Origin of the sequence: Halothece sp. PCC 7418 (genome assembly GCF_000317635.1) — a bacterium.
GTDB lineage: Bacteria > Cyanobacteriota > Cyanobacteriia > Cyanobacteriales > Rubidibacteraceae > Halothece.
On record NC_019779.1, the window covers coordinates 662,115 to 684,713 of the forward strand.

The following is a 22,599-nucleotide window of genomic DNA, read 5'->3' on the forward strand; positions in this document are numbered from 1 at the left end:
GGGAAACACCGTGCCGTACACGATTGTTACCAATACTTGTGAAGGCGTTGCTGATTGTGTAGAGGCTTGTCCAGTCGCCTGTATCCACGAAGGACCCGGCAAAAACGAAAAAGGAACAGATTGGTATTGGATTGATTTTGATACCTGTATCGACTGTGGAATTTGTTTGCAAGTTTGTCCTGTGGAAGGGGCAATTCTTCCAGAAGAACGTCCTGATTTACAGAATACGCCAGCATAGTTAAAATTAGGAATCGATTTCATTTTCTCCCCCATGAGTGAGCTATTAACCGTTACCGATGTTTACGCTGGTTATGTGAAAGATTTGTATATCCTGCAAGGGATTAATTTCTCAATTCAAGCAGGAGAATTAGTGGCTGTGATTGGCCCCAATGGGGCGGGAAAGTCAACCTTAGCTAAAGCAATTTTTGGTTTGCTTGCCCCCAGTTACGGTGAGATTCGATTTAATGGGGAAAATATTGGCGGTTTAAAACCCAATGAAATTGTGCAACGGGGGATGTGCTACGTACCTCAGATTTCTAATGTCTTTGCTGCTTTGTCAGTGGAAGAAAATTTAGAAATGGGGGCGTTTATTTGCAAGGGGTCAATTAAACATTTAAAAGATAAAATCTACACCATGTTTCCCGCGTTAGCCCAACGCCGTCGCCAAAAAGCAGGGACACTTTCTGGGGGAGAACGGCAAATGTTGGGGATGGGACGCGCCTTAATGCTAGATCCCGATTTGTTGATTTTAGATGAACCGTCTGCTGCGTTATCGCCGTTACTGGTGACGAGTGTATTTGAACAGATTCAGGCGATTAATGGAACGGGGAAAGCCATTATTTTAGTGGAACAGAATGCGCGGAAGGCTTTAGAAATGTCGCATCGGGGTTATGTTTTAGAAAATGGGCGCGATCGCGTGATGGGATCTGGGAAAGAATTACTCGATAACCCCCAAGTCGGAGAGTTGTATCTCGGCGCTGCTTATCAACAAGAGACTTAACGAAATTATCGGTTTTCTCGACTACCCATTACGGTCGTGATCAGCCACAATAATAGATAAAGTCTCAGTTAAATTTGGCTGAAAACAAACTGTTATGAGTAACACTTACAACTTTCGCAAAGCCATGCAAGAAAGCCGTGGCAGTGCGATTATCGGACCGAACGTTATCTCCAATGCACTTCCTTATCTGGGAGGAGGCTTAGTCCTCACCGCATTGGGAACCTATGGTGGCTTAGGAGTCATTAGCAATGCACCTCAACTCTTCATGCCCACCTTCATTGCTGCGATCATCGCTGAGTTAGTGCTCTTTTTCATTGCCCGAGGTGTTGCTGAAAATGGCAATAACAGCACCGCGTTACCCTTACTTGCCCTTTATAGTCTTTTATCTGGCTATACCCTCAGTGGCTTAATTTTTGTCGCTCTCAGCAGTAGTGCTGGCGTTGGTGGCGTTGGGATTGCTGCCCTCGGTTGTGGTGCAACTTTTATTGTCGCTCGTTCTGTGGGATCTAACCTCTCGGAAGAAGACGGGATGGCTCTGACGAAGACTGTACAATTGGGAGTGATCGCCCTGTTAGTGGTCTTAGTGGGTCAACTGCTGTTTAGTTTATTTGGTGTTTTTACCCCCACTTGGCTAGAAATTGGAATTTCTGGCTTTGGCACTCTGTTATTTGCGGGCGTTGCTGTGGTGGACTTCTATATCCTCCCTCGTACCTATGAGGACGATAAATATCTCCCCGCAGCCCTCTCCATGTACCTGACTTACATCAACCTGTTTATCTTTATCTTACGCCTTGTCATTGCTCTTAGTGGCGGTCGTGACTAATTTCACTCTGCCTTTAAGTTAGCATTCAGCATCCTCCATCCCAAGCGGGAGGGTGCTTTTTTTTTGACATACTCACCGCCCTAGAAGGACGGTGATTCTACTGAATGAAAGTTAAGGTGGGCAGTGCCCACCCTACAAGGTATGATAAATGATTAGTTTTGCAGGATTAATTGTTGACGGTGGGCGTGACTTAATTGTAAGTCTAATCCTGTCACTTGTTCCAACATATAAACTAAGTGTTCAGGATTAAGCAACTTCCCATCATTGCGACAACTTCCCAGATAACACAATTTTGCGGTGTGTTCGTCTAGTTGTTCAACTAAGGATAATTCAAACACGCGATCGCGTTTTACTGCCTAATTAACTCATTTGTTCTCAGTAGGAAGCCAGTATTTATCACCATTAAAATGGATGAGATGAGTGGGACTTTCTGCTAACCAAAACTGCTATATCAATATCTAGGCTCGATCCCCCCAAACCCCCCATTGGGGGGGATGAAAGGGGGGGCTGATCGTTAATGTAGCACCAATTGTTCACGCATGGTATTAGAAATACATACACTGGAGTATTACCAAGCATTTTTTCAGTTAAACTGATATCTCGAATAATTGTTCGAGCTTCTTTCATGAGGATTTCTAGATCGCGATCGGGCATAATCTTTTGCTGTTACTTTTTTAAAATAAACTGAGTTGTTGGTATTGATTCACGTGATTATTTGTTTGATTTTTAGCTTTAATTTCCTCAATCTTATGTTAGGACATTATGATCAATTAGCGCGACCGAGACGGTCGCACTCCCAACACTCATTAAACGTCCTAACCTGATCTTGTAGCACTATAGGGAGCGATCCGCTCCCACTATAGTTAGCAATATGAGTAGTGCGAGCATCTTGCTCGCTATTCTCATTAATCAAACGGATTTGATATGATGACTGATAATCTTAGTTTAAATGCTGCAGGGCTGATTAAAATAGAGAAGAAAGGTGAACTTTAGATTTAAAAAGAAAAAGCTGGAGGCTCTTTACACAGAAGAAAAGGATGCTCATAAATATCCTGTAGAAGTGGTTGATAGCTTTTTTGAGGTGATGGCAATTATCGAAGCGATTTCTAATGAAAGAGAGCTTTATAACTTCAAAAGTTTGCGATTTGAGAAGTTAAAAGGAAAACGAGGAAAAGAAGGACAATATTCCCTTCGTATGAATAAACAATGGCGCTTAATTATAACCTTAGAAAAAGACTTTAATGGTAAATATATTTTTATTATAGATATTGAAGACTATCACAAGTAAAAATTAGGAGGACTAGAACAATGAGTAGAAAATTAACCCCCGCCAGAAAAGTTGCACCAGGAAAAATCTTGAATCGGGAGTTAGAAGCACGGGACTGGACAAAAAATGATCTAGCAGAAAGAATGGGATATTCTGTAGAAATAATTGAAGCAATTCTAAAAGGAGATCAAGAAATTACAACTGAGATTGCAAATGATCTAGGTAAGAGTTTAGAAACATCGGCTGATGTGTGGATAAATTTAGAAAATAACTATCGTTCTGAGTTAGATAATCAAGCCCGTACTGTCAAAATTAATAATATGTAGTTATAGCGCTACGGGTTTCACTTAGGATGATCGGCTTCAACCTATATTCTTCCGTCTGGTTAAAGAAAATAACGGTCGTGTAACCCTGATGCAGCTTGCAATTGCTGCTGAAATTTCTGGCACGGAAGCAAAGAAATATTTAGATGAGCAAGCTAAAGCATTTGGAGCTATTTTCAATGTTAGTGAAGAAGGTTTTATGACTTATCAATTCCCGCCACCTCCTCCCAGTTAACTCTCTATAGCAATCCTATATCTTATGTAAAAAGTTAGTTCATTAAGGTGGGCAATGCCCACCCTACAAGGTATGATAAATGATTAGTTTTGCAGGATTAATTGTTGACGGTGGGCGTGACTTAATTGTAAGTCTAATCCTGTCACTTGTTCCAACATATAAACTAAGTGTTCAGGATTTAGCAATGTCCCATCATTGCGACAACTTCCCAGATAACGCAATTTTGCGGTGTGTTCGTCTAGTTGTTCAACTAAGGATAATTCAAACACGCGATCGCGCAGATTTAAGGTTTTCTTTTTCCCTGATTTTGTCGTTTTTTCCCACAAGATTTCCTCACGGTCTAAAATTGTTTGCAAGGCTTCTTTCCATTGCGTTTCTGACACCGACGTTTGCGCTTCTACAGTGACGAAATACTCGGCTTTTTCTAACAAGCTGGTTGCAGAATTTTTCAGACTCACCGCTTCCACAGAATTAATGATAATTCCTTCAGGAAGTTGTTCGGAAAGTCGATCGCGAAACTCTTGTAAGTCTAGCGTTTCTGTGAAGTCAAAATCCACAATTTCCCCACTACTGCTCATTCCTAAAGATAGCGCATTGGCGATACTAATTCTCGGACCAGGATGATAACCACCTGTAAACGCAATGGGAAGTTTTGCCCGTCGAATGGCGCGATCGAACAATCGCACCAAATCTAAATGACTCACTAAACGCATTTCTCCTTCCTTGCTAAACCGCACTCGAATGCGTTGATCACGGGTTTGATCAGGTTGAAAATGTCCTTCAAATGTTGGGATTTCTGGCGGTTCTACAACAATATTATGACCGAAATCGATTCCACACACGCCACAATGAGAACAGCCAGCATAAGAACAATCAGGGACTGTTGCTGCGTCTAACGCCCGTTGTAAGTCCTCCTTCAGCCAGTTTTTATCGATTCCCGTGTCGATATGATCCCAAGGGAGAGGCGCGTTTAAGCGGTCATTTTGGCTTCCGCTTTCCATTGTCTCCCAGTCCCATTCGCCATTGTCCATTTTGCGATATTTCCAGTCTAACCCTGCATCCGCGATCGCGGTTTCCCAAGCGTTAAACGCCTTTTCTAAACTTTCCCACCAGGAATCCATTCCAGCGCCTAACTCCCACGCACGGCGTACAACAGGCGCTAAACGGCGATCGCCGCGTCCCACAAAATCTTCCATTGCGGAGATGCGAACGTCGGTGTAGTTCACTTTCACCCCTTTCATCCGTCGAAACTCTTCTCGCAGTAACTCCTGTTTGCGGATAAACTCAGCAGTCGATACAGAATGCCATTGAAAAGGTGTGTGCGGTTTCGGGGTAAAATTGGAGATAGTGACGTTAAAATCAAGGCGTTTGCGTCCTTTGAGGCGACATTCTTGACGTAACCAACGGATGGTTTCTGCAATACCAATCACATCAGCATCCGTTTCCCCTGGTAAGCCAATCATAAAGTAGAGTTTCACCTTATCCCAACCCTGTTCAAAAGCCGTTTTCACCCCGCGCAAGAGTTCCTCATTGGTTAACCCTTTATTCACCACATCGCGCATCCGTTGCGTTCCTGCTTCTGGTGCGAATGTCAAACCACTTTTACGAGTACCGCCGATAATGTTAGCAATATTTTCATCAAAGCGATCAACCCGTTGACTGGGAAGGGAGAGGGAAATATTTTCATCTTTGAGGCGGTTTTTCACTTCCATTCCTACCGCAGGGAGGGAAAGATAGTCGGAACAACTCAGGGAAAGCAGAGAGAACTCATTATAACCCGTTTCGCGGATTCCCTTCTCGATCGTTTCCACCACCTGTTCTGGTTCAACATCATGGGCGGGACGGGTCAACATTCCAGGTTGACAGAAGCGACAGCCACGAGTACAACCGCGTCTGATTTCCACACTGAGGCGATCGTGGACAGTTTCCACATAAGGCACTAATCCGATAGAATAAGCTGGCATGGGTCGCGCCACCCGACGGATGATTCTCTCTGGAACATCATCACGGTTGGGATGCACTGATCCATCAGCGTTCATGTCGTAGAAACGGGGAACATATACCCCTGGCACTTGCGCTAAGTCTAAGAGTAATTCTTCTTTACTCAGTCCTTCTTTTTTCCCTTCTTCAAGGATTAATCCCACTTCTGGAAGCAGTTCTTCGCCATCACCGAGAGCGATAAAATCAAAGAAGTCTGCATAAGGTTCAGGGTTAGAGGTGGCGGTTTGTCCACCAGCAAAAATCAGGGGATAATCGCCGTTTTCTCGTTCTTGCCAGGTGAGGGGAATATGAGCAAGATCGAGCATTTCTAAGATATTCGTCGCGCCCAGTTCATAACTGAGGCTAAATCCTAAGATATCAAAGTCTGTGACAGAACGACGATTTTCGAGGGCGAATAGCGGGGTTTTGGTTTCCCGTAGTTTTGCAGCGAGATCAGGTGCGGGGAGATAAGCGCGATCGCAGAGTTGACGGGGTTGAGCATTGAGAACATTGTATAAAATCACATGACCCAAGTTTGATGCGCCCACCTCATAGATTTCGGGGTAGGTGAGAACCCAGCGCACGATCGCGCTATCCCAAGGTTTGTGTTTTGTTCCTTGTTCGTTTCCCAAATAGCGGGCGGGTCGATTAATTTCTGGGGTTATCAGTTGCTCAACTGTGGCTGTCATCGGCTATCCTTTTCCTTGTTACTTTCCATTTCTCATGGTAGTTCAGGATTCGTTAGCCAGACACATTCCATAAGCCATGCAAGATCAGAAATCTTATCCTTATAGCCATCTCCCTAAAAACTCCACAGTATTAATCATCTCTTCAGCAGATTTGATTGAAGCCAATCTTAATAACCCTCTCATCTGGTCGCCTATAGAGTGTTCTTGCTTGCCAAAAATAATTCCAGCGTGAGACGTTCCACTTTGTAACCAGTCTGAATGAATCCGATAAAAATCTCTGACATTAAACGTAAAAATAATCCGTTGATGTTCCAACGCCCACACTAATTGTTGCTCATCTGATCGCGCCAGCATATCTACTTCAGAAGCCGATAGAACATCTGCACCACGATTCCTTAGTGCTTGTAAAAGGCGCTTACTGGTAGCATCTTCATCCAAATAGAAACGAATAGCAGACACAATAAAACTAGGATAATTGAGAGGCTAATCTTTCATACTCGGTTGCCTCTGCCTCTAAATCTTGGTCTATAATTTGCTGATTGGCATAATAGTAAGCGAGTGCTGCGTGGACTTGGGCTAAGGTTAAATAAGGCTTATCGGCTACAATTTTATCAGCACTATCACCTTGCTTGTAGAGGGTAACAATGCGCCGAACAGATGTTCCAGTCCCCGCAATAATTGGGCGACCGCTTTGAAGATCAGGGGAGGTAGTAATTAAGCTACCAATATTAACCACAGCTTGAGACATATCTTAATGCTTTTAAGTTAAGGCTTTGTGGCAATTATAAAGCTAGTCCAGTGAGGTTAAACAACTCACTATATTCTCATAATATCCTATGCTTTTAGCGCGATCGCAGAGTTGACGGGGTTGAGCATTGAGAACATTGTATAAAATCATAGACCAAGTTTGATGCGCCCACTTCGTAGATTTCGGGGTAGGTGAGAACCCAGCGCACGATCGCGCTATCCCAAGGTTTGTGTTTTGTTCCTTGTTCGTTTCCCAAATAGCGGGCGGGTCGATTAATTTCTGGGGTTATCAGTTGCTCAACTGTGGCTGTCATCGGTTCCCTTTTCTCCTTTTGACTCACTATTTCTCATGGTAGTTCACGATTCAGGGAGTTGATTGAGAGAGCGCGATCGTGAACAAAAACGAATTGACAGTGATCTTTGAATTTTGTAATAATTAAATATTATGTAGAGTGCTGTACCACAACTGCTGTCCAATTTATAGTTATGCCACAAACAGGATATGCCCTCTTGTGGTAAATGAGCTAGTGGAATTAGTTTTATGACAATCGACTTTGGCGATATCAAAAAATATAATCCTGATAGAGGATTTGGGTTTGTTAGTCGTACTTTTTTAAAAACTAACAAAGAAATTTTCTTCCATATCAAAAAAATAAAAAAAGAACATCCTGAGTTAGCCAATAAATTGGATAATAGTGAAACTTTTGAAAACATAAATTTCTGGTATGAAGTTGAAAGAACTGAAAAGGGCGAACAAGTTAGTCAGCTATGGCTAAGCGCAGACAATATCCCTCAGAGCTATAAACATGAACTATATGATTTGACCCAAAAAGTAGAGAGTATCTGGAAAAATATAGACTCTCCAAAACCTAGTTGGCTTGACCGTGTAACGATAGAGTTGGTTGGAGTTAATCGCACATCTGAACTCAATATTGAGAGAAATAACCTAGAGAGTCAACGTAAAGCAGCCGAAGAGGAACAACGCAGAGTAGCTGAAGCTGCACGCTTAAAGCAGATAGAAGCCAGACGAGAAAAGGAACGTCAAGAAGCCAAACGTCAAGAACAGATGAGGATTGCTAAAGAAAATGAAATTAGAAGACTAGGTGAGGACTATGATTTAGAAGAATCAGAGGCTAGGGAATTATATCAACTATTAACAGAGATGTGTCCTTTAAATTTTACACATAGTAAGCAACTCTCGAATTATATTGTACAACATAAACTTGGTTATAAATATCCAAATATTTCAGGTATTGTAAGAATGGAAGCAGCAGGTCGAGAATGGGATTTTCATGGAGGGTTTCCAACATCGATATATAGGATCATATGCCAGGAACTCAACTTGGATAACCAAAGGACTCCTGCAAGACCAATAAGATTTACACCATTTAAAGATGTCTTGTAAATAAATAATCATGATCTTGCTGTTGGGAGCAACGATCGCGTTTTGGAATCAACGGAAAGGAAAGGTAAAGCGCGATCAGGTGTTTGAGAAAGAAGCAGCGATCGCCGTACTTTCATGAAGTTGCTAAGATAGACACAGTAACTTAGGATCTTGCGCGATCAAATGACACTCGAAGAACAAGTAATGCGCCTTCCCAAGGCAGAAAAGTTGAAATTGATGGAAGCTCTTTGGTCAGATTTAAGTCGGAATTCAGAAGAGTTTGAGCCTCCTCAATGGCATCGTGAAGCATTAGAAGAAACAGAGCGATTGATTGCTGAAGGGAAAGAAACCTTTATGGATTGGGAAGAATCAAAGCGGATGCTCAGGGAAAATTAGCGTGAAGATTTTCATCTTAACCTTGGCGACAAAAGATTTGCGCCGAGGACAAAAGTTTTACGAAGCACAAAAGGAGGGATTGGGAGAATATTTTCTAAACTCTTTGTTTTCAGACATAGACTCCCTTGAATTTTATGCTGGAATCCATCGCAAGATCAACGGTTATCACTGTCTCCTTGCCAAAAAATTTCCTTATGCCATTTATTACAAGATTATTGAAGATGAAATCAGAGTTTATCGGGTTTTAGATTGTCGGCAAGACCCATCTAAGACTAAACGCTCACTCTCCTAGGTTTCAGATTTTTGGGAAGAAGCAGTGATTGAGCAAAGCTCACGCCATGCCAAGCAGCGATCGCCCTAATTTGATGAAGTTCCTAAGATTGATCTTGTTATAGAGGTATCGTGATGACAAACCAAGAGTTATTAGGTGAACTTTTAGCCGTACCAACGGGTCAGGTTAAAGCCTAGATGCAAGATTCCTATTTTGCTTAATATCCAAGTTAGACACTTTAAATTAGAATTATTCCTTAACGTGATCAATCAGAATTGAAATGAACGCTCCTCACTATCTAGAAACTCGCTGTTTACACGCGGGTCAAACCCCTGACCCAACAACCCTGGCTCGTGCTGTCCCTCTCTACCGAACAAGTTCCTATGTGTTTCGCGATACCGAACACGCTGCGAACTTGTTTGGATTGAAGGAATTAGGCAATATTTACACACGACTTGGCAATCCCACCCAAGAAGTTTTAGAACAACGGGTTGCTGCAATGGAAGGAGGGGCTGCTGCTCTCGCCTTAGCATCTGGAACCAGTGCCATTTTCTATAGTGTGATTAACATCTGTCAGACAGGGGACGAAATCGTGTCCGCGAATAATCTCTATGGGGGAACTTACACGATGTTTAATGACATCCTCCCGAACTTTGGCATCCACACTCGTTTTGTCGATCCTCGTCAACCAGAAAACTTCGCTGCTGCGATTACGGAAAACACTAAGTTGGTGTTTTGTGAGACAGTTGGAAATCCAGCCTTAGAAGTCACAGATTTAGAGGCGATCGCGCAAATTGCCCATGATAATGGTCTTCCCCTCATTGTTGACAGTACCTTTACCACCCCCTATCTGTTACGCCCGATTGAACACGGAGCGGACATTGTGATCCATTCCCTGACCAAATGGTTAGGCGGTCATGGGGCTGGAATTGGGGGTGTCGTTGTGGATGCGGGACGCTTCAACTGGCAATCAGATAAATTTCCACTGATGACGCAGCCTGATGCTAGTTATCATGGCTTGAGGTTTGCTTACGATCTCGGAGAGTTATCGCCCATTGCCTATCTCATTCGGATGCGTGTTGTTCCCCTGCGGAATTTAGGGGCCTGCATTTCCCCTGATAATGCTTGGTTATTTTTACAAGGCATTGAAACACTACACTTGCGGATGCAACGTCACTCTGAGAATGCGCTGGCGGTGGCTCGCTTCCTGTCGCAGCATCCCGCCGTCGCCTGGGTGAACTATCCAGGTCTAGAAACGAACCCTGCTTTCCCACTGGCGAAACGCTATCTTAAACAGGGATTTGGCGCGATGGTTGTGTTTGGGATTAAAGGAGGAGAAGCGGGCGGACGACAATTTATTGAGCAACTCCAGCTTTTCTCTCATCTTGCCAATGTTGGAGATGCCAAAAGTCTTGCCATTCACCCTGCAACCACAACCCACTCTCAACTCTCAGCAGCAGATCAACAAGCGGGAGGCATTAGCCCGGAACTGATTCGCCTGTCGATTGGGATTGAACATATTGACGATATAATTACAGATCTTGATCAAGCCCTAAACAAGGCAACATCAACCTCTCATCTCTAGTTGCTTGGATAGCGGTAGCTTCTAGGAGTTAACGTTATTCAAGCATCGGGTGAGAATCTGTAGTCAAGGTATGGATAATTTTGGATGAGTATTGGTTCTGTAAAAACACATTTTTTTGATCTCACAGCGACCGGTCCCTTTCATCTGGTCTCAGGAGAGAAGTTGGATACAGCAGCGATCGCCTATGAAACCTATGGCACACTCAATAAAGATGCGAGTAATGCGATCTTACTTTTCCATGCCTTGACTGGCAGTCAACACGCTGCGGGTTTCAATCCTCAGGTATCGGGTGTTGATGACTTGTGGACTGAAGAATGTATGACGGGTTGGTGGGATGCCTTTATTGGTCCAGGTAAAACGCTCGACACGGAACGTTTTTTTATCATCTGCGCCAACTACTTAGGCAGTTGCTACGGCTCAACTGGCCCAATGTCCACTAACCCCCACACGGGTCAGATTTACGGTCATACCTTTCCTCGCGTGAATGCCCTAGACATCGTGCATAGTCAACTCCAATTGCTCGATCATTTAGGGATTGAGCAGTTACACGCTGTTGTTGGAGGGTCTCTAGGGGGGATGTTGGCACTTCTCTTGGCGACGCGATTCCCGCAACGAGTGAGGAAAGTCATTATGATGGCGACGGGAATGGAGGTTACTGTATTGCAGCGCATCCATAATTTTGAGCAGATTATGGCAATTCGCAATGACTTGAATTTCAATGATGGGGACTATTATGCGACTGCTCTACCAAAAGAGGGATTAGCCTTGGCACGTATGATCTCCCATAAAACCTTTGTTTCCTTAGGTGTGCTGGAGGGGCGAGCCAGACAACAAATTGCCAGCCATGAACTCATTGGTCAGTTCTATGCGCTTTCTGATGCCATTGAGTCTTATATGCTGCATCAAGGAATAAAATTTGCTGAACGGTTCGACGCGAATAGCTACTTACGGCTGATGGATATGTGGCAGCACTTTTCCTTGGGGGACTTGAGCCCTGAATCCCTTGCCCCCTGTCAGCATCAGCAACATCTGGTCTTCAGTATTGATTCGGATGTGTGCTACTATCCTGAAGAGCAATGGGCGATTGTCCAACTGCTGAAAGCGGGTGACATCAATGTCAAGTACATCACGGTTCATTCTGATAAGGGGCATGACTCTTTCTTGCTGGAAACAGAACTTTATGCTCCGTACATTCAGTTCTTACTGGATGGTTCTGCTCAAAAAAATTGATTTGGATTACTTCACTCCATGCCAGTCTTTCTCACTTAAAGGTGACACTCTCAGCGTGCCAATTGGGGAAAAGGTAACTTTAAAATTCCTTTCCCCTTTGACCTTGCCTCAGCGCGTAGTGCTATAAACTGCTCAAGCTCAACCAATTACAGAGTTGAGATCAAAGTTTACATCGTAGTTAGTATCGCCACTATACTGATAAACTTGGAGGAAGTAGTCACCTGTTGGAATATCAGTAATTGATTCTGAGGCAGTACCAAAATTGTTGGAAAAGTCAAAAACCTCCCCTAGATCAACTATATCGTTGTTGTTCTGATCTTGAATCAGTCGCAGATCAGCATCATTGCTTAGTCCAATCAGACTGATATCAGCTCGATAGACATCTGAGCCAGAATATTCTGGTACAGAGAAAGCGTAGGTATCAACTGTGTCAGAATCGCCTACTGAGTTGCTTAAACGCCAATGGTGAGCCATTTCAAAATCGACATCGAAACCTGTAGGCACAGAAACGAGGTTAGGTGCTTGTTGCGATGAAGGCTGAATTGGAGTTGCCGATAAGTCTAGCGTGTATTCCAAAGTGCCATCCCAACCCATAGAAGAGGAAACGACTTGGGCAAAATAGGTTCCAGCAACAGCTTGATAGTTAATGCCATCATCGCTGTTTCTCCATTCTAGAGAACTCGCAAGTTGTTGATCGCTGGGATCAAAAACACCATTGCCATTACTGTCTTCGTAGAAATATAAATTGGCATCATCACCGATACCTTGACCAACACCAAGTATCGGAATATCAATCTGGAGGTTGAGATTGACACTTCTGGTCTCACTGAGACTGAAACTATAGACCCGTTCGGTTAGATTTTCATGGAAGGAGTTGGTGTCGCTATAAGGGGGATAGTTCGGTGCAACTCCTACAGAGATGCTTTCATCTTGAGGAGGTTCAACATTCGGAGGCGGAGGAGACCCCGCATCACCAAACGTTACAGTCCAATAGTGGTTCCAGTTTTGATTTCCTGTGTCATTTTCCAGATAGTAATAGCCAACACCAATCTCATCTGCATCTGGATTTAGGATAGCATCACGATGACCCATATCACTATCCATCCAGCCTTGGACGACGGCTTCTGGTGTGGGATAACCCCAGCCAATGTTTTCAACTCCTGCTAAGGCTGGCGATCCCGAGTAGCCTGCTTCGCTAATACGCTCTGAAGGGTTAGAATCATCGGAACCGATATGGCTACCAACAAAATCACGGAGAGCCATATCTTCGCTGTGGCTTTCTGCTGCACTGTCTAATTGTGGATTCCATGAAAGAGGACTCAATCCTTCGTTACTACGTGCTTGATTGACTAAATCTAAAATCTGTTGATCGTATGTGTTCATTTTTCTCACCTCTCAACTCTGTAATTGATTCCATAAAGTTGAATAGGTTGAATAGGTCCGTTGACTACGTGGCGATCTCCCTATACCCTAATTGTCGCGCGATTTCAGGGAATCGATCCAAAACGACAAATAAAGTTAATTATTTGTGATATATATTTTTTTCGCGATCGTCGCGTTATCCTATCCCACCATGGTGCGGGTGGCTTGCCACATCCCCTGATTGGGATCAACAGTGCGCGATCGCGCTCTTTCCCTAATTTATATCTTTTTAAGGTTATTTTAAGGGATATTCTTGCCATATTGATATGATGTCACTCACTAGCTTCATATAAATCACAAAGTTTTTATAAATTAAGTCGAAGATCTGAAAAGATCATGGTAGAACGATCCCTCCCCCCTTACTAATAGAGGTTAAGGGGGGATCGGTGTATAGTGAACTTCTTTAAATTAAAAATGGATGTCCGAATCGCCAAAGACGAAGAATTACTGATTAATAATATTTCTGTCACCGTTGTGTCCTACTTGGGTCAACTTGCAACGGGTGTTGATTATTTTGAAGTCCATCTCCAACCCTCTGATTCTGAAGCAACAACGATCCAACAAGCCTTGTTACGCATTGGATCAACCGAAGGGGCGTTAAATCGAGAACTAGCACTCAGAAGCGCGATCGCTGCGTATAAATTGATCGGAGAACTGATCACTTATAGCACAGAAGAATCAGTCATAATCGACACTCAATCCTTGCAAGATGTAGTGGCGGATGACAACTCCGAAGAAAATCCACCAGATGAAGAAACGGGAGACTATTTAGAAGAAGAATTTTATGAAGAAAAACCCCTCACTGACGACATCTTTCTCTGTTCTGATGGCGTGTGGGATTTAGTCTCTGCAAGCGAAATCGCTGAGAAAGTTGAAACGGCTGCATCTCTACAATCAGGAGTTGAGGAGTTGACGCAATCATGGACTTGATTTTCCAGCGCGGTGCGAATGACAACGCCACCCTTCTCGCCCTCCAATTCTCATCTCATCCCCTGAACTATTGTTGATGCGATGTAATAGTAAATAGATCATCCTAGGAGGTTCAGATGATACAAACTCCCACTAATCCCGAAACGCTACTAATCGAACTCCCCAAAACGATCGCGCTGTCTGTTACCCAAGAACAGTTCACCACCCTCGCCACGCTCAATCGTGACCTACAACTCGAAAGAACATCCCAAGGAGAATTAATCGTGAATCCACCCGCAGGTTGGGAAACAGGAAAACGCAACCGCAGCTTGACTGGACAACTGGATCGCTGGTATGAAAACCATGAACAGCGAGGGGAAGCCTTTGACTCCTCCACAGGCTTCACCTTACCCAATGGCGCGATTCGTTCTCCTGATGCGTCTTGGGTGAGTCAAAACCGTTGGGAAGCCCTAACGCCAGAAGATAAAACCACCTTTCCTAAAATTTGTCCAGACTTCGTGGTGGAATTACGGTCTCGCAGCGATCAACTCAAACCCCTACAAGAGAAAATGCAAGAATATCTGGAAAATGGCGCAAGATTAGGATGGTTAATTGATCCGCAGCAGCAACGAGTAGAAATTTATCGCCAAGGAAAAGAAAAAGAAATCTTAGAACATCCTACCGAATTATCAGGTGAAGAGGTTTTACCTGAATTTGTTTTAACCTTAAGTCGAATTTTAAATTAATTCCACTCCCTTGTTTCCCCCCTTACAAAGGGGGGTTAGGGGGGATAAAAGGAGGTCAAAATGCTACAAACTCCCACCACTCCCGAAAGCCAAACCCTGTTAATTGAATTGCCAACCTCGATCGCGCTGTCTGTTACTCCAGAACAGTTTACGGCTTTAGCAGCAGCGAATCGAGACTTACGACTGGAAAGAACATCCCAAGGAGAATTAATTGTGAACCCACCCGCAGGTTGGGAGACAGGAGAACGTAACTGTCGCTTAACTGGACAACTGGATCGCTGGTACGAAGAAAATGAAAACTTAGGAAAAGCCTTTGACTCCTCCACAGGCTTTATTTTACCCAATGGCGCGATTCGTTCTCCTGATGCGTCTTGGGTGAGTCGCGATCGTTGGGAAGCCCTAACGCCAGAAGATAAAATCACCTTTCCTAAAATTTGTCCAGACTTCGTGGTGGAATTACGGTCTCGCAGCGATCAACTCAAACCCCTACAAGAGAAAATGCAAGAATATCTGGAAAATGGCGCAAGATTAGGGTGGTTAATTGATCCGCAGCAGCAACGAGTAGAAATTTATCGCCAAGGAAAAGAAAAAGAAATCTTAGAACATCCCACCGAATTATCAGGTGAAGAGGTTTTACCTGAATTTGTTTTAACTTTAAGTCGAATTTTAAATTAATTCCACTCCCTTGTTTCCCCCCTTACAAAGGGGGGTTAGGGGGGATAAAAGGAGGTCAAAATGCTACAAACTCCCACCACTCCCGAAAGCCAAACCCTATTACTTGAATTACCCACCTCGATCGCGCTGTCTGTTACTCCAGAACAGTTTACGGCTTTAGCAGCAGCGAATCGAGACTTACGACTGGAAAGAACATCCCAAGGAGAATTAATTGTGAATCCACCCGCAGGTTGGGAAACTGGAGAACAAAATTGGAAAATTGCTGGGGAACTATATCTATGGTGGCGCAATACAGGTGAAATTGGAAAAGTTTTTGACTCCTCCACAGGTTTCACCTTACCCAATGGCGCGATTCGTTCTCCTGATGCGTCTTGGGTGAGTCAAAACCGTTGGGAAGCCCTAACGCCAGAAGATAAAATCACCTTTCCTAAAATTTGTCCAGACTTTGTGGTGGTCTATAACCAACAATCTCGACAAGACTTATCAAACCAACTCCAGAATGCTTTTACATAGAGTCAGTCAGAAAGCCATCGGTTTCAAACCGATGGACGGGGCTCAATTATAGTCCTAACAGTTGGGGAAGTTTCTTGAGATCCACATTCCCACCGCTAATAATCACACCAACGCGCTTTCCTGGTGCGCTCACAATTCCCTCCAGTAAAGCTGCTGTCGCTAAAGTTCCTGTGGGTTCAACCACAATTTTTAACCGTTCCCAGAGAAAGGTTAATGTTTCTCGGATTGCTTCTTCAGAGACAGTCACCATTTCATCGACGTAATCGAGAATTAAAGGAAAGGTCAACTGACCCAGCGATGGAGTCCGCGCCCCATCAGCAATGGTATCTGGATGTTCGCATCGCTGAAGGACTTTACTGTAGAAAGAACGAGTGGCATCATCGGCGCGTTCTGGTTCAACGCCAATGACTTGACAATTGGGACATAAGGTTTTCGCTGTAATCGCACAACCAGAGAGTAAACCACCACCGCCACAACAGACGAGTAACACATCCAGTTGACCAATTTGTTCAATCAATTCCTTGGCAACAGTCCCTTGTCCAGCAATAATATCAGGATGATCGTAGGGGGGAATCATCGTTAGATTTTGCTCCGTCGCCAGTTGTTTTGCCAATTCCTCGCGACGGATTGTTTTCGGGTCATAGGTAATCACTTGCGCTCCATAACCCCGAGTGGCTGCTAATTTCACCTCTGGGGCATTATTGGGCATAACAATGGTGGTGGGAATCTGGAGGAGTTGACCCGATCGCGCTAACCCTTGAGCATGATTACCAGAGGAGTAAGTAATCACTCCTTGTTGTTTTTGCTGAGTTGAGAGTTGAGAGAGGGCATTAAACGCACCGCGAAACTTAAACGAACCAGTGCGTTGAAAGTTCTCACCTTTAAGGAAAACCTCAGCACCAGTGAGTTGATTCAGCGTGGTTGAGGTTAGAACTGGAGTGAGCTTAGCTTCGTTTTTCAGGCGTTGGGCTGCAGATTGGATGTGGTGGTAGATAATGGGAACGTTGGAGTGGTTCATGAATGAAGTTCAACATAACGGGGGCTTCTCGTCGCACTTAGATAATTTTACCTCTTCCATGATTAGGAGTGGCTTCCGTTAGCTCATCACAGATGCTTAAGTTAACCCTTTTATCGATTTGGTTGACTGCGATCCCTATGTGTTTACAATGAAGATAAATCGCTGAATCACAAACATTTTGAGTCCAAGTGATGAAAAAAATACTGGTTGTAGATGATGATCTGGTACTTAGAAAAGCACTAACCGTTTATCTCACTAAACGCAACTATTTAGGTCAAGAAGCTGGATCAGGACAAGAAGGTTTAAACAAATACGAGAGTTTTCGCCCAGATCTGATTATTTCTGATGTGGTGATGCCAGATATGGATGGGTTTAGCTTCTGTCGTGAAGTTCGATCGCGCAGTGACGGCAAACTCTTGCCCTTTATTTTCTTAACCGTCAGAACCCATCTTAACGATCAAGAAAAAGTTCAGGCGGTTGGTGCTGACGACTATCTCACTAAACCGATCAAACTCGAAGAACTCAATCTCAAGATTCAACTTCAGTTGGAACGAGCAGAGCGCATTAATGCTGAGATCGTCCGTCTTTTACAAACTAGGCAAACAGGCTCAGACTTGACTGCCGAGGAGGCTGAACCCCCAAAACTTAACTCCAGTGACCTTACCCTTGACTCGCCACCAGAGTCTTTACCTCTCACTCCCTCAGAAGAAAGAGTTTTCTGGAAAGTGATTCAAGGACTGACAAATAAAGAAATTAGCCAGCATCTGCATCTTAGCCCCCGAACGGTTCAAACTCATTTGAGCAATATTTTGAGCAAGTTGAACCTAAAGAATCGGACTCAACTCAGTTATTTTGCCTATCAAAAGGGCTATCAACCTCACAGTCAGGATCAATTCCAGCTTAAAAGTTAAACCCTCTCCTCTCAACCCTTTACAATAGCCAGTCAGAAAGCCATTGGCTTCAAAATCTAAAAAGTAGAGATACAGCTAGACTTTTGTTTAGCCAAGGTCTTTAGGGCATATTTGAACGGGCGCATCCTCACTTCGCTCCGGCTTCGGGAGACTCCTTTCTAACACTCGATTTGTGATTTTAATCTATTGGGTGGTTTCGATTGGAATCCACGCGATTTTAATCCGTGGAGAGTTCAATGCAATATTTCCTGTTCGACTTGTTCAATTACTTGTTCTAATTGCTTAAGAATCTCTGTAGCCTTTTGAAAATTAGCCTGCTGAGCGGATTGATCTAACCTGATTGCTAAGTTGACGGCTAAATTCATCCCTGTATTAACTGAACTGCCTTCTAGTTGGTGAGCACAATGACCCAGCGCGATCGCGTCTTGATCCGCCACTGCTTGTTGTCCTTGCTTGAGATAATCCCTCGCCTGATTAATATACAAACCTACCAGTTGTTGTCTCAACTCAAGATCGCCTTCTGTCAATTCTTGCAAAACCTCATCATCAATCCACCGCTCCGTCTTGGATAAATTTTCTGCATTTTGGGGAGGGGAAGAGGAAACAGCAATTTCATCAGCCCAGTGGTCAAAATCCCCCAGTAGCCATTTTGCCAACAACTGAGCAAACCGCTCAAAGCGAATGGGTTTACTGAGGCAATCATCCATTCCCGCAGCGAGAGATTTCTCTTGTTCTGCTTCACCTTTATACGCCGTTAAGCCAATGATAATCGGTTGTTTGATCGATAAAGCGCGAATCTGCCGAGTTGTTTCATACCCGTCCAACGTTGGCATTTTACAGTCCATCAAGAGGAGATCGTACTGTTTTTGTTGAAGAGAGTTGAGAGCTTCAGCACCATGATTCACATAGTCTGCTGCTCCCCCTAAACCTTCAAGGTGACGCTCTAACACCTGTTGATTAACGACACTATCCTCAACGACTAAAACTGTTACCTCGTCTAAAAGGTTTCCCAGTTGGCGTTCCTCAAACCGAGGTTGTAGTTGGGCAAGAAATTCTTGAAAACATGACAACAGTTGCGAACTCTGAAGCGGATCAGATAGAAAGCTGTCAAACGCAAGTTGTTGTTGTCGATGATGCTTCTTATCTTGAGATTCTAGCCCAATTATTTTGGTCTGGGTTGAATGCAACTCTTGACATACCTGCTCGATCGTCTGCAAATCTGTTTCCCGTCGAAAATGGGCGAGGTTAAACAAAACAAAATCATAAGGTTGAGATTCTAGAAACCCTCTGCTAATTTCTGTTGAACCTATTTTCAGCGTCTCTACTTGGGTGACTGTCATTCCCCAGGCTTCCGTTTGTTGGATCACCGCTTGCATTTCTGAGCAGGTTTGAGTGACTAAAAGTAATCGCTTTCCGATTAGTTCTGGAATCTGGAAGTTATAACACGGGTCAAGATCGATTTCAAACCAAAACGTTGATCCCTGACCCCGTTGACTCTCGACTCCAATTGTTCCTCCCATAAGTTCCACAATTTGTTTACAAATCGCCAGTCCCAGACCTGTTCCCCCCGTTGAGGTATCCGCTTGATAAAAAGACTGGAAAAGTTTATCCTGATGTTCTGGAGCAATGCCAGGCCCCGTATCTTGGATTTCAAAGCGCAAAGGCACTTTCTGCAAAGCCCATGGCAACCCCTCAGAGGTCGTCTTAGCGAGGGAAAAGACCCGCAGTTCGACTTGTCCCTCTTCTGTAAACTTGAGAGCATTACTGAGGAGATTGTAAATAACCTGACGAATCTGAAAACTATCGCCCATAAAAAACTGGGCGAGATCAGGATCAACTTGAGCTTTCAGGACAACGTTTTGATTCGCAGCTTCTACTTCATAAAGTCTGACGGTATCAGCAATCAACTGCCTCAAATGGAATTGATGGAGCTCTAAAGTGCGCTTCTGAGCTTCTAGCTTCGAGAAGTCAAGAATATCATTCACGATGCTCAAGAGGTGGTTTCCACTCTTATTAATAAGATTCAAACACTTCTCTTGTTTTGTTGTCAGAGAGGTTGTTAACAGAAATTGACTCATCCCTAAGATGGCATTGAGAGAAGTCCGAATTTCGTGACTTAAATTTGCCATTAACTGGGACTTCGCTTTGAGGGCGGTTTCTAATAACCTTTGCTTCTGTTGTAACTCTAGATGAACATTGATACGGGCGAGCAATTCGATTTTTTTTAAGGGCTTGGTCACATAGTCTGCTGCCCCCACTTGAAAAGCCTGTTCTAACTGCTGGTCTTCCCAACTCGCTGTTAAAAAAATGACTGGGATTTGTTGGAGATCTGCATCAGCTTTGAGATGCTGACAGACTTGCAATCCATCCATGTTAGGCATCATCAAATCCAACAGGATGAGATGGGGTTTAGAAGTTTTAGCAATTTGCAGCCCCTCAGTTCCCGATGAAGCAGTCAATACCTGATAATTAACTTTTTGCAACACCCTTGAGAGCAACTGCAAATCGGAGGCGTTATCGTCGATGACCAAAATTAGCGAATTTTGACGGGATGAAGTCGCTTCATCTCTGGTTTGGACTGGCATAATCTGGGTGAATTTTTCCCGTTGACTCGTTAGCAGGAGTTTACTATTAGTTGTGACTGAATCTAGGACTAGGTGTTGTGATTCTTTTGACATTAAGGCTAAACTCCAGCTTCGAGTTTTTACAATTGACCAGTCAGAAAGCCATCCGTTTTGAACGGATGGACGGGGCTTTCAAGGTGCGGAGGAAACCTCCGCACACAGCCCCTCATGAATGGCGAATAAGGACTTTAGTCCTCTGTATCTCCTTTTCCTTCTGGAAGTTTTAACGTATCAATCCAATCTTCTAGTAGTTGCGTCATTGTTTTTCTCCTATATCTAGCATAGAGTCTGAGTTTTTCTACTCTAGATGTCTCTATACGAAGACTTAATCTTTGTTGATCTATTTCTACCCAATGGCTATCTTTATGTTATAATGATTTTAACAAATTAAGCAAGATAACTATGTATGGATGTCAGCAAAATCGGATTAGCCCAAGCTCTGAGGTCATTCCTATATTAGAACATATTTGTCAGACGGCTAATAATCTAACAAATTGTGGAATCTATTTTGCCCGTCAAACTTTCTTTAAGGAAGGACGGATCATTGGAAAATATGAACCAGAAGAAGTCCTAAAAGGACAAGTCAACTTCAAAGCCCTCTACTCTCAGTGCGCTCAACAGGTTCTTAGAAGCGTCGCTGAATCATTTAAGTCTTATAAGGGTTTGAGGAAAGCCTTTTTCAAAGGAGAAATTAGTAACCATCCTAAACTTCCCAACTATAAGGGTAAAGGAGGAATGGCAGTTGCTTCCTACCCAAAACAAGCTCTGAAGTTGAAAAACACTCAAGTTAGAGTTCCTTTAGGGAAAACAATTAAATCGTGGTTTGGTCGATCAGAGTTTTTTGTTCCTTTTCCTTCTAATTTAGACTTTAAGCAGATTAAAGAACTTAGGATTCTGCCTCGAAACCGAGATTTCTATGTGGAATGGGTGTATGAAAGACCTGAAATAAATACCACAGTTAACTCAAAAGAAGCATTAGGAATTGACCCTGGGCTAGATAATTGGCTGACTTGTGTTTCCACCATTGGAGAGTCTTTTATCATTGATGGGAGAAAACTTAAATCTCTAAATCAGAACTATAACCGCCGAGTGTCTTCTCTTAAAAAGGGAAAACCTCAAGGTTATTGGGACTTTGAGTTAGCTAGAATCACCGAAAAACGAAACCGCCAAGTTCGAGATGCTGTAAACAAGGCAGCAAAGATGGTGATTAACTATTGCCTTAATAAGGAGATAGGGATCATCGTTTTCGGTTGGAATAAAGGTCAGCGTCAAGGAGTCAATATCGGACGAAAGAACAATCAAAACTTTGTTCAGATTCCCACTGCTAAGTTAAAAAATCGAATTCAGCAGTTAGCAGAGGAACACGGTATTGAGTTTGTAGAAACTGAGGAATCCTACACATCCAAGTCGAGCTATCTGGATCGTGATTTGCTACCGACCTTCGGTGAGAAACCCGAAAGGTGGCAACCGTCAGGAAAGCGAGTAACGAGAGGATGCTATCAAGATTCTCAGGGAAGAATCGTTAATGCTGATGCCAACGCAGCAGCAAACATTCTTAGAAAAGTAGAGATACAGCTAGGCTTAGTCCTAGCCAAGATCAGTAGAGCAGCTTTGAGCCTGCCCCAAAGATTTTATCTTTGGAACTCCAAACGAAAAGCGCGAAGCATTATGGCTTTAGGAGGGGCTGTGTGCTGAATTCATTTCAGCACCCTGAAAGCCCCGTCTATCACGCGAAGCAACGTTTGGAATCCACGCCGATTTATCGCGTGGAGAGTTCAAGAAAGCCTTTGGGGAGGAGATGACACGAATTGGCAGGTCATTCCTGAGGCCCTAACTCAGTTGATGAATCAA

Annotated in this window: 23 protein-coding genes and 2 pseudogenes; 17 read left to right on the plus strand and 8 right to left on the minus strand. The window is 43.6% G+C overall.

All coding sequences use genetic code 11. The annotated features are described in order from the left end of the window. The first annotated feature begins 10 nt into the window (after positions 1–10). The 3 genes from PCC7418_RS02980 to PCC7418_RS02990 all read left to right on the plus strand — a co-directional run bounded on the left by PCC7418_RS02980 (position 11) and on the right by PCC7418_RS02990 (position 1,823). The gene (locus PCC7418_RS02980) at positions 11–238 is read left to right on the plus strand and encodes a ferredoxin family protein (RefSeq protein ID WP_015224696.1); all 228 of its coding nucleotides are present in this window, start codon (positions 11–13) and stop codon (positions 236–238) included. A gap of 33 nt (positions 239–271) precedes the next feature. Further along, a complete protein-coding gene (locus tag PCC7418_RS02985; protein WP_015224697.1) occupies positions 272–1,000 on the plus strand; it encodes an ABC transporter ATP-binding protein in 729 nt (242 codons plus the stop codon). A gap of 94 nt (positions 1,001–1,094) precedes the next feature. Then, entirely contained in the window at positions 1,095–1,823 is a 729-nt protein-coding gene (locus PCC7418_RS02990; protein WP_015224698.1) for a Bax inhibitor-1 family protein, read from the plus strand. 152 nt (positions 1,824–1,975) lie between these two features. Here PCC7418_RS02990 and PCC7418_RS02995 read toward each other — a convergent pair whose 3' ends face one another. Next, positions 1,976–2,161 carry a hypothetical protein gene (locus PCC7418_RS02995; RefSeq protein ID WP_041596132.1) on the minus strand — a complete coding sequence of 62 codons (186 nt, stop codon included), beginning with the start codon at positions 2,159–2,161 and terminating at the stop codon, positions 1,976–1,978. A 644-nt stretch (positions 2,162–2,805) separates the two neighbouring features. Here PCC7418_RS02995 and PCC7418_RS03000 point away from each other — a divergent pair. From PCC7418_RS03000 to PCC7418_RS20395, 3 genes are all read left to right on the plus strand, one after another. After that, positions 2,806–3,111 (plus strand): type II toxin-antitoxin system RelE/ParE family toxin, encoded by a 306-nt coding sequence (locus PCC7418_RS03000; protein WP_015224699.1) that lies wholly within the window; start codon positions 2,806–2,808, stop codon positions 3,109–3,111. Between the two features lie 20 nt (positions 3,112–3,131). Further along, a complete protein-coding gene (locus tag PCC7418_RS03005; protein ID WP_015224700.1) occupies positions 3,132–3,416 on the plus strand; it encodes a helix-turn-helix domain-containing protein in 285 nt (94 codons plus the stop codon). A gap of 88 nt (positions 3,417–3,504) precedes the next feature. Beyond that, entirely contained in the window at positions 3,505–3,648 is a 144-nt protein-coding gene (locus PCC7418_RS20395; RefSeq protein WP_171814879.1) for a hypothetical protein, read from the plus strand. An 83-nt stretch (positions 3,649–3,731) separates the two neighbouring features. On the opposite strand, the gene PCC7418_RS03015 is transcribed toward PCC7418_RS20395, so the two are convergent. The 4 genes and pseudogenes from PCC7418_RS03015 to PCC7418_RS03030 form a co-directional block, all read right to left on the minus strand. After that, positions 3,732–6,317 carry a TIGR03960 family B12-binding radical SAM protein gene (locus tag PCC7418_RS03015; RefSeq protein WP_015224701.1) on the minus strand — a complete coding sequence of 862 codons (2,586 nt, stop codon included), beginning with the start codon at positions 6,315–6,317 and terminating at the stop codon, positions 3,732–3,734. Positions 6,318–6,416: 99 nt separating this feature from the next. Continuing rightward, on the minus strand, positions 6,417–6,776 hold the full coding sequence (locus PCC7418_RS03020; protein WP_015224702.1) for a DUF5615 family PIN-like protein: 360 nt from the start codon (positions 6,774–6,776) through the stop codon (positions 6,417–6,419). Between the two features lie 7 nt (positions 6,777–6,783). Then, positions 6,784–7,065, minus strand: coding sequence for a DUF433 domain-containing protein (locus PCC7418_RS03025; protein ID WP_015224703.1), 282 nt, complete (start codon positions 7,063–7,065; stop codon positions 6,784–6,786). Between the two features lie 99 nt (positions 7,066–7,164). Then, positions 7,165–7,378 (minus strand): annotated as a pseudogene (locus PCC7418_RS03030) (hypothetical protein); the annotation flags it as partial. A gap of 227 nt (positions 7,379–7,605) precedes the next feature. Between PCC7418_RS03030 and PCC7418_RS03035 the strand changes: the two are divergent. The 5 genes from PCC7418_RS03035 (at position 7,606) to PCC7418_RS03055 (ending at position 11,930) form a co-directional block, all read left to right on the plus strand. Next, the gene (locus PCC7418_RS03035; protein WP_015224705.1) at positions 7,606–8,469 is read left to right on the plus strand and encodes a cold-shock protein; all 864 of its coding nucleotides are present in this window, start codon (positions 7,606–7,608) and stop codon (positions 8,467–8,469) included. A 162-nt stretch (positions 8,470–8,631) separates the two neighbouring features. Further along, positions 8,632–8,844, plus strand: a complete 213-nt coding sequence (locus PCC7418_RS03040) for an addiction module protein (protein ID WP_015224706.1) — start codon at positions 8,632–8,634, stop codon at positions 8,842–8,844. Position 8,845: 1 nt separating this feature from the next. After that, positions 8,846–9,136, plus strand: a complete 291-nt coding sequence (locus PCC7418_RS03045) for a type II toxin-antitoxin system RelE/ParE family toxin (protein WP_015224707.1) — start codon at positions 8,846–8,848, stop codon at positions 9,134–9,136. A 259-nt stretch (positions 9,137–9,395) separates the two neighbouring features. Further along, positions 9,396–10,700, plus strand: a complete 1,305-nt coding sequence (locus PCC7418_RS03050) for an O-acetylhomoserine aminocarboxypropyltransferase/cysteine synthase family protein (protein WP_015224708.1) — start codon at positions 9,396–9,398, stop codon at positions 10,698–10,700. Positions 10,701–10,784: 84 nt separating this feature from the next. Then, a complete protein-coding gene (locus tag PCC7418_RS03055) occupies positions 10,785–11,930 on the plus strand; it encodes a homoserine O-acetyltransferase (RefSeq protein WP_015224709.1) in 1,146 nt (381 codons plus the stop codon). 138 nt (positions 11,931–12,068) lie between these two features. On the opposite strand, the gene PCC7418_RS19240 is transcribed toward PCC7418_RS03055, so the two are convergent. Next, positions 12,069–13,313: a CAP domain-containing protein gene (locus tag PCC7418_RS19240; protein ID WP_015224710.1), complete on the minus strand. Its 1,245-nt coding sequence runs from the start codon at positions 13,311–13,313 to the stop codon at positions 12,069–12,071. A 453-nt stretch (positions 13,314–13,766) separates the two neighbouring features. On the opposite strand from PCC7418_RS19240, the gene PCC7418_RS03070 reads away from it, so the two are divergent. The 4 genes and pseudogenes from PCC7418_RS03070 to PCC7418_RS03085 form a co-directional block, all read left to right on the plus strand. Then, entirely contained in the window at positions 13,767–14,282 is a 516-nt protein-coding gene (locus tag PCC7418_RS03070) for a hypothetical protein (RefSeq protein ID WP_015224711.1), read from the plus strand. A 116-nt stretch (positions 14,283–14,398) separates the two neighbouring features. After that, positions 14,399–15,007: a Uma2 family endonuclease gene (locus tag PCC7418_RS03075; RefSeq protein ID WP_015224712.1), complete on the plus strand. Its 609-nt coding sequence runs from the start codon at positions 14,399–14,401 to the stop codon at positions 15,005–15,007. Positions 15,008–15,067: 60 nt separating this feature from the next. Beyond that, a complete protein-coding gene (locus PCC7418_RS03080; protein ID WP_015224713.1) occupies positions 15,068–15,682 on the plus strand; it encodes a Uma2 family endonuclease in 615 nt (204 codons plus the stop codon). Between the two features lie 60 nt (positions 15,683–15,742). After that, positions 15,743–16,153: pseudogene (locus PCC7418_RS03085) on the plus strand (Uma2 family endonuclease); the annotation flags it as partial. 88 nt (positions 16,154–16,241) lie between these two features. On the opposite strand, the gene PCC7418_RS03090 reads toward PCC7418_RS03085, so the two are convergent. Then, on the minus strand, positions 16,242–17,213 hold the full coding sequence (locus tag PCC7418_RS03090) for a threo-3-hydroxy-L-aspartate ammonia-lyase (RefSeq protein WP_015224715.1): 972 nt from the start codon (positions 17,211–17,213) through the stop codon (positions 16,242–16,244). 191 nt (positions 17,214–17,404) lie between these two features. Here PCC7418_RS03090 and PCC7418_RS03095 point away from each other — a divergent pair, with 191 nt between their 5' ends. After that, complete coding sequence (locus PCC7418_RS03095; RefSeq protein WP_015224716.1) at positions 17,405–18,124, plus strand: response regulator transcription factor; 720 nt, start codon at positions 17,405–17,407, stop codon at positions 18,122–18,124. Positions 18,125–18,357: 233 nt separating this feature from the next. Here PCC7418_RS03095 and PCC7418_RS03100 read toward each other — a convergent pair whose 3' ends face one another. Beyond that, entirely contained in the window at positions 18,358–20,709 is a 2,352-nt protein-coding gene (locus tag PCC7418_RS03100) for a response regulator (RefSeq protein ID WP_171814880.1), read from the minus strand. 441 nt (positions 20,710–21,150) lie between these two features. Here PCC7418_RS03100 and PCC7418_RS03105 point away from each other — a divergent pair, with 441 nt between their 5' ends. Further along, positions 21,151–22,443 carry an RNA-guided endonuclease TnpB family protein gene (locus PCC7418_RS03105; protein ID WP_015224718.1) on the plus strand — a complete coding sequence of 431 codons (1,293 nt, stop codon included), beginning with the start codon at positions 21,151–21,153 and terminating at the stop codon, positions 22,441–22,443. Positions 22,444–22,599 lie beyond the last annotated feature (156 nt).

Bases quoted from the DNA above. Each gene is read 5' to 3' on its own strand.
- PCC7418_RS03015 (WP_015224701.1), bottom strand. From the start codon at position 6,317: ATGACAGCCACAGTTGAGCAACTGATAACCCCAGAAATTAATCGACCC.
- PCC7418_RS02990 (WP_015224698.1), top strand. From the start codon at position 1,095: ATGAGTAACACTTACAACTTTCGCAAAGCCATGCAAGAAAGCCGTGGC.
- PCC7418_RS03050 (WP_015224708.1), top strand. From the start codon at position 9,396: ATGAACGCTCCTCACTATCTAGAAACTCGCTGTTTACACGCGGGTCAA.
- PCC7418_RS19240 (WP_015224710.1), bottom strand. From the start codon at position 13,313: ATGAACACATACGATCAACAGATTTTAGATTTAGTCAATCAAGCACGT.
- PCC7418_RS03080 (WP_015224713.1), top strand. From the start codon at position 15,068: ATGCTACAAACTCCCACCACTCCCGAAAGCCAAACCCTGTTAATTGAA.
- PCC7418_RS03070 (WP_015224711.1), top strand. From the start codon at position 13,767: ATGGATGTCCGAATCGCCAAAGACGAAGAATTACTGATTAATAATATT.
- PCC7418_RS03005 (WP_015224700.1), top strand. From the start codon at position 3,132: ATGAGTAGAAAATTAACCCCCGCCAGAAAAGTTGCACCAGGAAAAATC.
- PCC7418_RS03105 (WP_015224718.1), top strand. From the start codon at position 21,151: ATGTATGGATGTCAGCAAAATCGGATTAGCCCAAGCTCTGAGGTCATT.
- PCC7418_RS03035 (WP_015224705.1), top strand. From the start codon at position 7,606: ATGACAATCGACTTTGGCGATATCAAAAAATATAATCCTGATAGAGGA.
- PCC7418_RS03025 (WP_015224703.1), bottom strand. From the start codon at position 7,065: ATGTCTCAAGCTGTGGTTAATATTGGTAGCTTAATTACTACCTCCCCT.
- PCC7418_RS03090 (WP_015224715.1), bottom strand. From the start codon at position 17,213: ATGAACCACTCCAACGTTCCCATTATCTACCACCACATCCAATCTGCA.
- PCC7418_RS03040 (WP_015224706.1), top strand. From the start codon at position 8,632: ATGACACTCGAAGAACAAGTAATGCGCCTTCCCAAGGCAGAAAAGTTG.
- PCC7418_RS03100 (WP_171814880.1), bottom strand. From the start codon at position 20,709: ATGCCAGTCCAAACCAGAGATGAAGCGACTTCATCCCGTCAAAATTCG.
- PCC7418_RS03055 (WP_015224709.1), top strand. From the start codon at position 10,785: ATGAGTATTGGTTCTGTAAAAACACATTTTTTTGATCTCACAGCGACC.
- PCC7418_RS02985 (WP_015224697.1), top strand. From the start codon at position 272: ATGAGTGAGCTATTAACCGTTACCGATGTTTACGCTGGTTATGTGAAA.
- PCC7418_RS20395 (WP_171814879.1), top strand. From the start codon at position 3,505: ATGCAGCTTGCAATTGCTGCTGAAATTTCTGGCACGGAAGCAAAGAAA.
- PCC7418_RS03095 (WP_015224716.1), top strand. From the start codon at position 17,405: ATGAAAAAAATACTGGTTGTAGATGATGATCTGGTACTTAGAAAAGCA.
- PCC7418_RS03075 (WP_015224712.1), top strand. From the start codon at position 14,399: ATGATACAAACTCCCACTAATCCCGAAACGCTACTAATCGAACTCCCC.